Source organism: Capnocytophaga sp. oral taxon 338 str. F0234 (genome assembly GCF_000192225.1).
Lineage (GTDB): Bacteria > Bacteroidota > Bacteroidia > Flavobacteriales > Flavobacteriaceae > Capnocytophaga.
Genome location: NZ_GL872413.1, coordinates 919,485 through 932,243, shown reverse-complemented (window position 1 = coordinate 932,243; position 12,759 = coordinate 919,485). Strand labels below are relative to the sequence as shown.

The 12,759-nt window shown below is 35.1% G+C and carries 12 protein-coding genes; 2 read left to right on the top strand and 10 right to left on the bottom strand.

Annotation, left to right across the window (positions count from 1 at the left end):
- Positions 1 to 191 precede the first annotated feature (191 nt).
- The 3 genes from HMPREF9071_RS04270 to rsfS all read right to left on the bottom strand — a co-directional run bounded on the left by HMPREF9071_RS04270 (position 192) and on the right by rsfS (position 3,130).
- Positions 192 to 710 carry an outer membrane beta-barrel protein gene (locus tag HMPREF9071_RS04270; RefSeq protein WP_040358013.1) on the bottom strand — a complete coding sequence of 173 codons (519 nt, stop codon included), beginning with the start codon at positions 708 to 710 and terminating at the stop codon, positions 192 to 194.
- Between the two features lie 137 nt (positions 711 to 847).
- Positions 848 to 2,767: an ATP-dependent zinc metalloprotease FtsH gene (gene ftsH / locus HMPREF9071_RS04265; RefSeq protein ID WP_009745347.1), complete on the bottom strand. Its 1,920-nt coding sequence runs from the start codon at positions 2,765 to 2,767 to the stop codon at positions 848 to 850.
- Positions 2,768 to 2,770: 3 nt separating this feature from the next.
- Positions 2,771 to 3,130, bottom strand: a complete 360-nt coding sequence (rsfS, locus tag HMPREF9071_RS04260; protein ID WP_009745346.1) for a ribosome silencing factor — start codon at positions 3,128 to 3,130, stop codon at positions 2,771 to 2,773.
- 47 nt (positions 3,131 to 3,177) lie between these two features.
- Here rsfS and HMPREF9071_RS04255 point away from each other — a divergent pair, with 47 nt between their 5' ends.
- Positions 3,178 to 3,909 carry a biotin--[acetyl-CoA-carboxylase] ligase gene (locus HMPREF9071_RS04255; protein WP_009745345.1) on the top strand — a complete coding sequence of 244 codons (732 nt, stop codon included), beginning with the start codon at positions 3,178 to 3,180 and terminating at the stop codon, positions 3,907 to 3,909.
- A 377-nt stretch (positions 3,910 to 4,286) separates the two neighbouring features.
- Positions 4,287 to 5,336 carry an NAD(P)/FAD-dependent oxidoreductase gene (locus HMPREF9071_RS04250; RefSeq protein WP_009745344.1) on the top strand — a complete coding sequence of 350 codons (1,050 nt, stop codon included), beginning with the start codon at positions 4,287 to 4,289 and terminating at the stop codon, positions 5,334 to 5,336.
- Between the two features lie 65 nt (positions 5,337 to 5,401).
- On the opposite strand, the gene hisS is transcribed toward HMPREF9071_RS04250, so the two are convergent.
- From hisS to HMPREF9071_RS04215, 7 genes are all read right to left on the bottom strand, one after another.
- Positions 5,402 to 6,769, bottom strand: coding sequence for a histidine--tRNA ligase (gene hisS, locus HMPREF9071_RS04245; protein ID WP_009745343.1), 1,368 nt, complete (start codon positions 6,767 to 6,769; stop codon positions 5,402 to 5,404).
- 93 nt (positions 6,770 to 6,862) lie between these two features.
- Positions 6,863 to 8,857, bottom strand: coding sequence for a cell division protein FtsZ (gene ftsZ / locus HMPREF9071_RS04240; protein WP_040358010.1), 1,995 nt, complete (start codon positions 8,855 to 8,857; stop codon positions 6,863 to 6,865).
- A gap of 245 nt (positions 8,858 to 9,102) precedes the next feature.
- Positions 9,103 to 9,405 (bottom strand): VanZ family protein, encoded by a 303-nt coding sequence (locus HMPREF9071_RS04235; RefSeq protein WP_253908284.1) that lies wholly within the window; start codon positions 9,403 to 9,405, stop codon positions 9,103 to 9,105.
- A gap of 144 nt (positions 9,406 to 9,549) precedes the next feature.
- Entirely contained in the window at positions 9,550 to 10,674 is a 1,125-nt protein-coding gene (locus HMPREF9071_RS04230; RefSeq protein ID WP_009745340.1) for a peptidylprolyl isomerase, read from the bottom strand.
- Positions 10,675 to 10,702: 28 nt separating this feature from the next.
- The gene (locus HMPREF9071_RS04225; protein ID WP_009745339.1) at positions 10,703 to 11,056 is read right to left on the bottom strand and encodes a hypothetical protein; all 354 of its coding nucleotides are present in this window, start codon (positions 11,054 to 11,056) and stop codon (positions 10,703 to 10,705) included.
- 21 nt (positions 11,057 to 11,077) lie between these two features.
- The gene (gldI, locus tag HMPREF9071_RS04220) at positions 11,078 to 11,644 is read right to left on the bottom strand and encodes a gliding motility-associated peptidyl-prolyl isomerase GldI (RefSeq protein ID WP_009745338.1); all 567 of its coding nucleotides are present in this window, start codon (positions 11,642 to 11,644) and stop codon (positions 11,078 to 11,080) included.
- Entirely contained in the window at positions 11,641 to 12,678 is a 1,038-nt protein-coding gene (locus HMPREF9071_RS04215) for a bifunctional oligoribonuclease/PAP phosphatase NrnA (protein WP_040358277.1), read from the bottom strand. Before HMPREF9071_RS04215 ends, gldI begins: the two co-directional genes overlap by 4 nt.
- Between the last annotated feature and the right edge of the window lie 81 nt (positions 12,679 to 12,759).

Below are 12,759 nucleotides of genomic sequence, written 5' to 3'. Positions count from 1 at the left end.
AGATATAAGAATCTGATAATGAGATATGAATATTTAGATATAACTTGAATAGGAATACTTCTATTAGAATTTATATCCAAGTTTCTCAAAAAAGTTTAAACACATTTCATATTGATTACTATGACCTAAAAAAGAGATTACTGAATAACATTCAATAATCTCTCTTTTAAAATTATTATATATATATTTTTTTAGAACTGATAAGTAACCCCCATTTTAAGTCCTCCTGAGGTAATAGTATTTCCCGTATTATGTTCTACAAATATTTCAGCATTTACCCCAAAATTATCTGTAAAGAAGTAACGAGCCCCTGTTTGTAAGCGAACTCCTAAACCTGAATCATATTCATAATCCCAATAGCGATTACCTTTATAGTCATTATCCCAATTATAATACCCTAAACTCATACCTCCATATACATCTAAAGGAGAAGGAAAGCGTAATAATTCACCTAAGTGATAGTTAGCGTTGGCAAGTACTCCAAAATTATTATAACGTACTCCTGCCACTTTATCAGTACGGTAGAATAATTCTCCTCCTACACTTATTTGATCAGTAACCCCAAAGTCGGCACCTACATACACGGGTATTCCCCATCCTGTAAAACCAAAGCCTCCATTGAGCTGCACGCCTCCTCTGTCCAAAGCCGCTTGTGCTGAAGCACTACTAATTGCTAGAAATATACTAGCTAAAACTAATAATTTTTTCATCTTTTTTTCTTTAAAAGTTATCTGCTGCAAAGGTAGAACATTTTTTTTATACAAAATACTTTTTACTTGTTTTTTAACAAATAAGCAATAAATATGAAAAAAGCTAACAAAAAGTGTTAGCTTTTTAAGAATAAAATTTAATAATTATTTTTTTCCTCATGAGGTCGCTTACCAAATATTGCTTCCAAATCCTCCTTAAAGATCACTTCCCTTTCTAAAAGTAATTCAGCTAGGGTGGAGAGCTTATCCTGATGAGTACGGAGGATATCAAGAGCTCTTTGATATTGTGTCTCAATAATTTTGTTGATTTCCTCATCAATCACTTGAGCTGTCTTTTCACTATAAGGCTTGGTAAATCCATATTCTTCTCCTGTAGCATCGTAATAAGTAAGGTTTCCTATTTTCTCATTAAGTCCATAAATAGTTACCATAGCTCGAGCTTGCTTAGTTACTTTTTCAAGATCACTGAGTGCTCCTGTAGAAATCTTACCAAAAATAATCTGCTCTGCCGCACGTCCACCTAAGGCTGCACACATCTCATCTTCTATTTGATCCGTACGCACAATTTGTCGTTCTTCTGGCAGATACCAAGCTGCTCCTAAGGAACGTCCTCTTGGGACAATGGTTACCTTTACCAAGGGTGCTGCATGTTCCAAAAGCCAACTTACAGTAGCATGTCCTGCTTCATGATAGGCAATAGCTCTCTTTTCCTCTGGAGTGATAATCTTATTCTTCTTCTCAAGTCCTCCAATAATTCTATCCACTGCATCCAGAAAATCTTGTTTATCTACAGAAGTCTTTCCTCTACGAGCAGCAATTAGGGCAGCTTCATTACATACATTAGCAATATCAGCCCCTGAGAATCCTGGAGTCTGCTTAGCTAAAAAATCAATATCCAAGTTCTCTGTAATCTTAATAGGTCGTAAGTGTACTTTAAATATTTCCCTACGTTCATTAAGATCAGGCAAATCTATAAAGATTTGTCGGTCAAAGCGCCCTGCTCTAAGAAGGGCTTTATCCAAAATATCAGCACGGTTAGTGGCTGCCAATACTATCACATTAGTAGTAGTACCAAAGCCATCCATTTCTGTAAGTAACTGATTAAGAGTATTTTCCCTCTCGTCATTAGCATTAGTGAGATTGTTCTTTCCGCGTGCACGTCCAATAGCATCTATCTCATCTATAAATATAATAGCTGGTGATTTTTCTTTAGCTTGTCGGAACAAATCACGCACACGAGAAGCCCCTACCCCTACAAACATTTCCACAAAGTCAGAGCCGGAAAGGGAGAAGAAAGGCACCTTTGCTTCTCCTGCTACTGCCTTGGCAAGAAGGGTTTTCCCTGTACCCGGAGGTCCTACTAAGAGAGCTCCTTTAGGAATTTTACCTCCTAAAGAAGTATATTTTTCAGGATTTTTAAGAAACTCCACTATCTCTTGCACTTCTTCCTTAGCACCTTCTAAACCTGCCACATCCTGAAAAGTAATTTTCTTATCTTTCTCTCCATCAAAAAGCTTAGCACGTGATCTTCCTATACTAAATATTTGTCCGCCTCCCATTCCTCCGCCTGCTCGACGCATAAGGAATATCCATAGACCTACAAAAAGTACTACGGGAAGTACTACTGTAATAAGAACATCTCCAAAGAAATTTTGCTCTGTTTTATATATAAGTTGCGTACTGGATAGATTGTTTTCTGTAACTATTTTATTATACCTGTTCTCAAAATTCTCTAATACACCTATCTCCATTTTATACTGAGGTACATCAGAATCAGCTCCTGTTTTAAACAAAGGATTTTCTGCTCGAACTTCCTTATGATCGGGCTTATTCATTGCCTCTGGGAACAAATATATTCGTGCCTGGTGCTTATTAACTACCACCACTTTGGAAATATCTCCATCTTGTAAAAATTTTTCGAATTCTGTTTGTGAGATTTCCTGTGGTTGCTTCCATAAACCTGAACTTGAAAGTGGATTGAGAATAAAAAATAGAATTATTGCCAGTCCTGCATAGAACCAAAAGGCAGAAAAACGTGAAGGTTTGTTTTCGTTCATAATTTAATTATCTGTTTTTATATGGGTTATCTGGGCATCTCCCCATAAGCCTTCTATATCATAATATTCACGTATAGGTTTTTGAAAAATATGTACTACTACGTCTACATAATCCAAGAGTACCCACTCGGCATTCTGCTCACCTTCTACATGCCAAGGCTTTTGTGGGGTTTGTCTCTGTACCGCTCCAGAAATGGCAACCACTTGAGTATTAGAACCACCTGAACAAATTACAAAATAGTTACATACAGCATTTTCTATTCCCCTGAGGTCTAAGATAGTGATGTCCTGCCCTTTAACTTTTTGTATTCCTTCCAAAACGGAAGAAAGTATCTCCTCTGTATTATTTTTTTTGTCTGACATTCAATTTTTTTAATTACTTTTGCAAAGCGACAAAGGTATAACTTTTTATGGAAATTATCAAACTTAATGCCACAAATTCTACCAATACATATCTAAAAAATCTTGTCAAAGAAAAAGAAGTAAAAGACCTTACTTGTATATGGTCTCTTTCACAAGATCAAGGACGAGGACAGCAAGGGGCTAAATGGATATCTGATCCTTATAAAAACCTCACTTTCAGCGTTCTGAAAGTTTTTAATCAGTTTCCTTCTGAATATCACTTTCTGTTGAATATGGAAGTCTCGCTGGCTATTTTCCGTGCCTTAAAAAAATTATATATACCCGACTTGGCTGTTAAGTGGGCTAATGACATTTTGTCAGATAAAAAGAAAATCTGCGGAATTCTCATAGAAAATACACTGAATAAAGAGCAAATTACCGCTTCAGTAATTGGTATAGGGTTAAATGTAAATCAGCTATTCTTCAAGGATCTACCCAACGTTTCCTCCCTACAGAAAATTATGGGACACCCCTTTGACTTAGAGGAGGTCTTGCTCCTTATATGCCACGAATTAGAAGTAGCGCTCATCAGCCTCTCCCCTACTCGATTTGATACTGTATTAGACCAGTATCATGCTCACCTTTTTCGAAAGGACAAGCCCTCCACTTTTGAATATCCTAATGGGAAGCGCTTTATGGGCTACATCAAAGGAGTAAGCCATAACGGACAACTCCAAGTAGAACAAGAAGATGCTGTGGTAAGCTCCTTTTCTCTCAAAGAAGTCAAATTACTTTACTAATTCCTTGCTATATGAAATATTTTTTAGCATTTTTGTCATCCTTACCCTTAATTATAATCCTAGCAGCTATGGAAGTGCTCTCAGGAAATACCTATTATGTTCATTCATAAAGAGGAAATACCTTCTCTCATCTGCCAAAAGATGCACAAAACAAGCCTCACAAATATCTCCATTTCTAACTGTAATCCAAAGGAAGACACCTGCATACAGCCTACAACAAACACAACGACGTCATAAGAGTCAAAGGACAATTCTATAAGTCCAATCTACAAACTAAACAATCTATTCCAGTAGTTAGGAGTTAATGACTTAAGGGAGGATTAATCATTTGTCATTTGCCATTAATTTCGTATTTTTGCACAATCAAATTAATATTCATGAAAGAAACCGATATTATCATCATTGGGGCAGGACCTACAGGTCTATTTGCTGTATTCGAAGCAGGACTCCTACGCCTAAAATGCCATCTTATAGATGCTCTTCCTCAACCAGGAGGACAACTTACCGAACTTTATCCTAAAAAACCTATCTTTGACATCCCTGGTTACCCCAGTGTAGGAGCGTCTGAACTTGTAGATAACCTTATGGAACAGATTAAACAGTTTCAACCTGAGTTTACCCTTTCTGAGACAGCCATGACTTTAGACAAACAAGCAGATGGCTCTTTTATAGTTACTACTGATAAAGGTACACAAATCAAAGGAAAAGCAGTTGCCATTGCTGGTGGTCTTGGTACCTTTGAGCCTCGAAAGCCTGAAATTGCTAACCTTACACAATATGAGGATAAAGGTGTAGAATACTTTATAAAAGCTCCTGACCGCTTTGTTGGCAAACGTGTAGTTATCGCTGGAGGAGGGGACTCTGCCCTTGACTGGAGTATATTTCTTGCTGATATCGCTAAATCCGTTACTTTAGTACATCGCCGTAATGAATTTCGTGCCGCCTTGGATTCAGTAGAAAAAGTAAAAGCTCTCAAGATTAAAGGTAAAATAAATCTTATTACTCCCTGTGAAGTAGTGAATTTGAAAGGAGAGAAAGAGCTTTCCTCTGTAATAATCGAAAAAGAGGGACATCAGAAGGAGCTCCCTACCGATTACTTTATTCCTCTCTTCGGACTAACCCCTAAACTGGGACCTATTGCCGATTGGGGATTGGAAATAGAACGAAATGCCATCAAGGTAAACAATGCGCTTGACTACCAAACTAATATAGAAGGAGTATATGCCATAGGGGATGTAAATACCTATCCTGGGAAACTCAAACTTATTCTTTGTGGGTTTCATGAAGCAACACTAATGTGTCAAGGAGTATATAACAGACTTTACCCTACTAGAAAATATGTACTCAAGTATACTACTGTTGCCGGAGTAGATGGTTTTGACGGTACACGTAAGGAAGCTGAGAAAGCGGTAATACAATCCATTTAATATGGAACAAGCTATATCATACACAAAAAGAGGCTACCCATTTTTGGATAGCCTTTTTTATGCAATTATTTTATATGATTCACTATATCTACTATGGGATAGGTAATTTGCTCTCCTGTAAGCATATTTTTCAGAACAGCAGTATTTTGACTAAGTTCTTCTTCTCCTATAAGAATTACATATTTTGCTTTTCGGCTATCGGCATAGGCCAATTGCTTTTTAAGTTTGATAATCTCTGGATAAAGTTCTGCTTTATAGCCCTTTTGACGCAGTTGCTGAACCAAACCAAAGGAAATCAATGCTTCAGATTTTCCAAAATTAACACACAGAACATCCAAACTATGGGTTAATGTTTCGGGAAACAAAGCTAATTGTTCCATTACAAGGAAAATACGATCTAATCCAAAGGAAATTCCTATACCACTCATTCCTTTGAGTCCAAATATAGCAGTAAGTTCATCATAACGTCCTCCTCCTCCTATAGATCCCAAAACTACCTCTTTGGGAGGAGCCACTTCGAAAATAGCTCCTGTATAATAATTCAGCCCACGCGCTAAAGTTACTTCTAACTCTAAATTGGACACCTGTAAGCCAATCTGTTGTACAGTTTCATAAATAAACTCTAAGTCAGCTATTCCTTCTCTCCCCACCTGTGAGGTCGCAAGTAATTCCTTGAGTTGACTTATTTTCTCCGAAAAACTTCCTTGTAAAGAAAAAACAGGTTGTATCTTAGCTATCGCTTCTGGAGAAATTCCTCTCTGAAGCATTTCTTCTTCCACTTTCTCCTTACCTATTTTATCAAGTTTATCCAAAGCTACTGTAAAGTCAATTAGTTTCTCAGGAGTACCAATAACTTCAGCAAAACCAGAGAGAATCTTTCGATGATTAATTTTGATAGTTATTCCTTTAAGTTGTAAAGCAGCAAATACACTATCATATAACTGGACAAATTCTACTTCCTGCCAAAGACTATTGGCTCCCACTACATCAGCATCGCACTGGTAGAATTCGCGATAACGACCCTTTTGAGGGCGGTCAGCTCGCCAAACAGGTTGTATTTGATAACGTTTAAAAGGGAAAGTTATCTCACTCTGATGCTGCACCACATAACGAGCAAAAGGTACCGTTAGATCATAACGAAGTGCCTTTTCACTTATTTGAGTAGTCATCTTTTGACTATTATGTTCCCTATAAATATCTTCAGGAATATCTCTTAGAAAATCCCCTGAATTAAGTATTTTAAAAATAAGTCTATCTCCTTCTTCTCCATACTTTCCCATAAGAGTTTCCATATTTTCAAAACTGGGTGTTTCAATAGGTTGGAAACCAAACTTCTCAAAATTTTTTCTGATAATCTGAATAATATAATTACGCTTACTTACCTCCTCAGGAGAAAAATCACGTGTACCTTTAGGTATACTAGGTTTTTGCATTTGACTATACTTTTTTTACTGAAAAAAAACAGCTAATTTCCATTAACTGTCCTTTTATCAATTATAAAATAAATTAACTATGTCTTTTTCTAACTAATCTACATTATCATGTAAGTATCCGTTATTTTCTCGTATTTGGGGTACATTATTGGAATCCAAACTAATAGAGCTACGAGAAGCTGTTGCTTTAGGAGTATTGTTAGTAATATCTATCCCTTGTCTGAGATATGCTGGAGTATTCTCCAAATCCTCAATCTTAGAAAGACTTTGAGAGGAAAACTGATAACTCATATTCTTAAAAGTATTTCTTCGATTACTTGCATTTGCTTTTAGAGCTGTAAGAAAAGCATTTTGATTCTCTTCTTTTGGCTGTTGAGGTGAATTTGTAGGTTCCTTTACACGTATCTCTGCTCTAAACTCTTCTTCCTCTTTTTCTATTTGTGGAGAATGAGCCTTGGTGAGCCTTTCTTCTACTTGTAAATAATCCTCAAAACGATGAACTATCTTATTATCACTTCCCTCCTGTTCTGGAGAAGCTACTGCAGCCATCGTTTTTCGTGGAGAAGTGGCTGCCATTTTCCTCTCCTCTACTTCAAATAATATTACTGGTTCCTCTACCTGTTGTGATTGTTGCCTAACCTCTTGTACAGGAGATGTCTTTTTCTCTTGATAAATAACAAATTCTTCTGCTTGTACAGCATGTTCCTCCTTAGTAGGATAGGAAATACGTTCTACCACCTCAAATTGAATAGGAATATTATAAAGTTCTTTGTCCAGAATACCTATTTTATTGGTAGGAGTTGTTTTTTTTTCAACGGGAGTAGCAGTATGTAGAGTAATTCCTATATTACTTTTAGTAGGTTCTCCTGCCAAAGAAGTAGAAACTTTATCCTCTAAAGAAGAATTAGTTTCTGTTTGAGGAGTGTCATCCAAGTAATGAGTTATCTTTTCTTTTCTTTTCAAAGAATTTTCAAAAGAAATATCCGTAAAAGAAGAGGTAGTTTCTAATTCTTTCACAAAATGTGCATTATCATCTAAAGAATGTACAATTTTCTTAGGTTCCAAATCAATAATTTCATGCTGTTGTTCGGTGGAAAAACCCGTAGCTACAACAGTTACCATTACCTTATCCTCAAGCGATTCATCCTCTCCCATCCCCATAATAATATTTGTCTTGTAACCAGCAGCCATCTCTTGTCCATTACCTGCCTCTTTTTGGATATATTCACTAATTTCAGCTACTTCATCCATAGTAATTTCCTCTTTACCATAGAGTATAAGTAGAAGAACATTTTGAGCCCCTGTAATTTTATTATCATTAAGTAGCGGAGAATCCAAAGCTCCTTTCACTGCATCTATAGCTCTCATTTCTCCTGTACCAAAACCTGTTCCCATAATAGCAGTTCCACTATCAGAAAGTACTGTGCGAGCATCACGTAAATCAATATTTACCTCAAAATCCTTAGTAATTACCTCAGCAATTCCTTTAGCAGCAATTGTAAGGATTTCATCCGCTTTGGCAAAACCAGATTTCACCCCTAAATTACCATATACTTCACGAAGTTTATTGTTATTAATGACAATAAGAGAATCCAAATGTTTACGAAGGTTTTCTATTCCTTTCTGTGCTTGATTTAAGCGGATTTCACCTTCAAACTTAAAAGGACTAGTTACAATCCCTACAGTGAGAATTCCCATATCCCGACATATCTTAGCTATAATAGGTGCGGCTCCTGTTCCTGTTCCTCCTCCCATACCTGCAGTAATAAATACCATTTCAGTATGCTCACCCAGCATGGCTTTAATTTCATCAATACTCTCCATGGCCGATTGCTCTCCTACTTCTGGATTAGAACCCGCACCTAAACCAGCGGTAAGTGCAAATCCTAAATGGATCTTATTAACAATGGGACTTTTGTCCAAGGCTTGACGGTCTGTATTACAAATAATATAGTCTACACCCTTAATATTTTGCTTATACATGTAATTCACGGCATTACCTCCACCTCCACCAACACCTATTACTTTAATTAAATTACCCTGATTCTTAGGCAAATCAAACGTTTCATTGTCAAAATCTATCGCCATAACTAATGATTTTTTTGCTATTATTTTTTGTAAAGTCTTTTGGTGCAAATTTATTATTTTTTTTTCAGTTTTCCACAGAAAAACAAATATTGTTGATAACTTTTTCTAGAAATAAACAACTGAGTACTTTTTATTAACATACTTGTTGATTTCTACTTTTTTGAAACATTTCTTTAAGATCAACTACTTATAGATTGTTAAGAAAAAACTGTTCTAAGAGATAATTTCTTTTCCTATTTCATTATCTATTTGGATTTATTGATATAATTATAGACTATCAATGTATAATATCCAAAGAAAATCCCAAGAATATCTGCAAATAAATCTCCTATTTCTCCACTTCTTCCAAAAGGCATCATCTCTTGAGCTACTTCAGTAAAAATCGCATATAATATCATTAGAAAAAAAGAAATTTTTCTTTTCTGTTTTGGAAAAACTCTTTCATATAAAAAAGCTAACAGGGCAAAAATAAGGAAATGAACTAATTTATCAGCTCCTGTAAAAAAAAAGATATTACTGGTAAGACTACTGCTAGGACGAAGCAACATATAAGATAAGAGCCCCCAATAAAGAAATAAAAATATTTTATTTATATTATATAACTTCTTCATTATTTAAATAAAACATTTCTTTAATAAATGAGGTAGAAGTGAAACATACTTCTACCTCATAAAATTTATTTAGTACAAAATTTATTTAGCAATATCCACAATTTCTATATCAAAAACAAGGTCAGAATCAGCAGGAATAAGATCCTTAATCTCTTGTTTTCCATAGGCTAAAGCAGAAGGAATGAATACTCGTACTTTTTCTCCCACTTGCATACCTAACAAAGCTTCTTTAAATCCAGCGATAAGTCCCACTTTAGGACTATATTCCCAAGGATAAGGGGCATATCCTCCTCCCATATCTCGTTGCTGGTCATAAGCTCCATTAGCTTGAGCCACTTCTTTTATATTGGAATCAAACAACTTTCCGTTAGCACGCAAATAACCTGCATAATTTACTAATACAGTTTGTCCTTGCTTGGGTTGCACTCCATTTCCTTGTTTTAGCTTCAAAATCTTTATTCCAGAAGGAGAAGCTATTGCTTGACTTTCTTGTTCAGCAAGTTCAGAAAGAATTTTTTCACTTTTAGCCTTTTCCTCAGCTTCCTTTTGTTTTGCAATTTCTATTTGTTCCTTCATAAAAGAATCAAATACTTTAGGAGCATCAAATTTTTCAGCTTCTTTTCCTACACGTATAATTTCTATTTTATTGATCTTTACATCAGAAAGAGGTTTATCTGCTTCATTTGTCTTCTCAGAAGTAATAAGACTAATGACTTCCTCTCCTTTGATTACTTGACCAAAAATAGTATGGTGATTTGTAAGCCATGGAGTATCTTTCTCAGTGATAAAGAATTGACTACCATTAGTAGCTGGTCCTGCATTTGCCATAGCTAACTGTCCTTTCTTTGTAAACTTAAGTGTATCCACAAACTCATCAGCAAACTGATACCCAGGACTACCTTCTCCTGTTGCTGTAGGATCTCCTCCTTGTATCATAAAATCTTTAATCACACGATGAAAAGTGGTACCATCATAGTAGTGCTTGCCCTTATAAGTATTTTCTACATAAGTATTATTTCCCTCTGCTAAGGAAACAAAGTTAGCCACTGTTCCAGGAGTTGCCTTATAGAAAAGTTCTACTAACATATCTCCTTTATTAGTTTGAATATCTGCATACAATCCATCCTTTAGATTAGGATATTTAGCAGACTTGCACGCTACAAATAACAAAGGCAATAATAATGCCCAAAATTTAACTTTTTTCATAAAAATTCTATATTTAATGAGATTACAATTATTCGTTTTCTAAGAATTCATTTGTTACTTCTTCCCAATCACTATATGATAAAGGAGTTCTATGATAAAATCCTGTAAAAAAAGGAACTACTTCTTTTGCTGTTGGAAGGACAGTACGATAATGAATAAAAGTACCATTCGGTTGATATACTCGTGCCTCTACCAAGTAAGGACTTTGCTCACCTTTAGATTCATCTTCTAAGGTGGTTTGTATATAGTTCTCCTGCTCACCTGAATTCTCCTCAAACAATACAACAAAATAATGATCATTATAAGGAATCTCTTCTATAATAGAAAGTATCTTTTCTATAGGTAATATCTTTCCTGTATATTCTTGTGTATCAATTTTCATTATAATTTCTGTTTTTTAGATTTATCTTCCATCCTCTTGATCAGATGGTTGTTCACTGGCTGGTTCTATTTTAAGAATATGTACTTGAGCACGAATAGGCTTATTAACGCCTATCTTCCCATCATCACCATGATAACCAAAAGCAATCTCTGATGGAAAGAAAAAAACCGCTTCTTCTTTTTCTTTCAATAGTTTTATAGCCTGACGTAGTCCTTGAAAAAACTCTTGCTTATCCACCTGATAGGTAACTATCTTAGTATCCTCTTTAGAATAAATTTCATTTCCATAAATATCTGATAAGCTATAAGTAAAATCCACTCGATCACCAAAAGCAGGTAGGTAAGTAGCTTCCTTATTTTCAGTAATATAATAGTACTTAAATCCATCTTTAGAACTAAGATAAGTATGAAGTGTATCTTTTGCTATAATGGAATCCATTACAATTTCCTGATCTACCAACAATTCTCTATTCTTCTTAGCAGATTCCTTTAGAAAAGTATCTGTCTTAACCATTACAGGGCGACGTGCTTCCTTCTTGCTACAAGCTCCTAAAATAAATATAAACAATAATGCAATTATTACTCTCATATATTAACATTCAAATTATAAGCAGTAGGTAATGCAAAAAACTCAGGAAGTATTCTCAAAAAGTGAGTTACTGTATCCTGTAAAGAAATATGAGTTGAACCTCCTGCTGCATTAATATGCCCTCCTCCATTGAAGTAAGTACGTGCTAAAAGATTCACATCTAAATTTGTTTTAGAACGAAAAGATATTTTTACCAAATTCTCTTCCTCATTTTCAATAAATATAGCTGCCAATTCCACTTCTTTTATACGTAACCCATAATTAACAAAACCCTCAGTATCTCCTTTGCGAAAGTTAAACTGCTTAAGAGTTTTACTACTTACAGACATATAGGCTGTCTTATACTTAGGTAAATAAGTTAGATTATCTAATACATTTCCTAACAATTGTAATCTATCAATAGAATAGCTATCAAAAACATCTGAACTAACCTGAGCACAGTTTACTCCTTTTTCTAATAAAGTAGCCGCAATCCTATGAGTAGTAGGCGAGGTTAAAGAATAACGAAATCCCCCTGTATCAGTCATAATCCCTGTATATAGGCAAGTGGCTATATTCTTATCAATTTCTTTCTCAGATGAGAGAGCCACCACAGTATTATATATCAACTCACAAGTGGAACTTACCTTATCATCAGAATAGATAATGGTGGCGTAAGTATCAGGCTGTTGATGATGATCTATCATTACAAAAGTTGCTTTTGTATTTTCCAAGAAAGATGTTAAAGGCTTAGCACGAGAGAGATTATTAAAATCCAAAGTAAAAATAAGTGTGGAGTCCTCTATACGCTTTTTAACTTTCTGTTCCTCATTAGGATAAATAATTATTTGTGATGTTCCTGGCATCCATTTTAAAAACTCAGGAAAATCAGTAGGAACAATCACTTGAACATCATGTTCTTGATTTTTTAAAAAATGAAAAAGCCCTAAAGAACTCCCTATGGCATCCCCATCTGGAGAAGTATGGGGAATAATTGTAATAATTGGCTTTTTATTAAGAAACTCTTTTAGCCTACTAACATCTTGTACTTTCATACTGCAAATATACAAATTCTTTTTAGAAATAGAGAATAATACATATAAAAATTTTATAGAATCCTCAAAAAAGAGATAAAC

Coding starts and splice junctions, on each gene's coding strand:
- hisS (WP_009745343.1), bottom strand. CDS start 6,769: ATGCAAAAACCTAGTATACCTAAAGGTACACGTGATTTTTCTCCTGAG.
- HMPREF9071_RS04270 (WP_040358013.1), bottom strand. CDS start 710: ATGAAAAAATTATTAGTTTTAGCTAGTATATTTCTAGCAATTAGTAGT.
- HMPREF9071_RS04255 (WP_009745345.1), top strand. CDS start 3,178: ATGGAAATTATCAAACTTAATGCCACAAATTCTACCAATACATATCTA.
- HMPREF9071_RS04235 (WP_253908284.1), bottom strand. CDS start 9,405: ATGTTGCTTCGTCCTAGCAGTAGTCTTACCAGTAATATCTTTTTTTTT.
- HMPREF9071_RS04225 (WP_009745339.1), bottom strand. CDS start 11,056: ATGAAAATTGATACACAAGAATATACAGGAAAGATATTACCTATAGAA.
- ftsH (WP_009745347.1), bottom strand. CDS start 2,767: ATGAACGAAAACAAACCTTCACGTTTTTCTGCCTTTTGGTTCTATGCA.
- gldI (WP_009745338.1), bottom strand. CDS start 11,644: ATGAGAGTAATAATTGCATTATTGTTTATATTTATTTTAGGAGCTTGT.
- HMPREF9071_RS04250 (WP_009745344.1), top strand. CDS start 4,287: ATGAAAGAAACCGATATTATCATCATTGGGGCAGGACCTACAGGTCTA.
- ftsZ (WP_040358010.1), bottom strand. CDS start 8,857: ATGGCGATAGATTTTGACAATGAAACGTTTGATTTGCCTAAGAATCAG.
- HMPREF9071_RS04230 (WP_009745340.1), bottom strand. CDS start 10,674: ATGAAAAAAGTTAAATTTTGGGCATTATTATTGCCTTTGTTATTTGTA.
- HMPREF9071_RS04215 (WP_040358277.1), bottom strand. CDS start 12,678: ATGAAAGTACAAGATGTTAGTAGGCTAAAAGAGTTTCTTAATAAAAAG.
- rsfS (WP_009745346.1), bottom strand. CDS start 3,130: ATGTCAGACAAAAAAAATAATACAGAGGAGATACTTTCTTCCGTTTTG.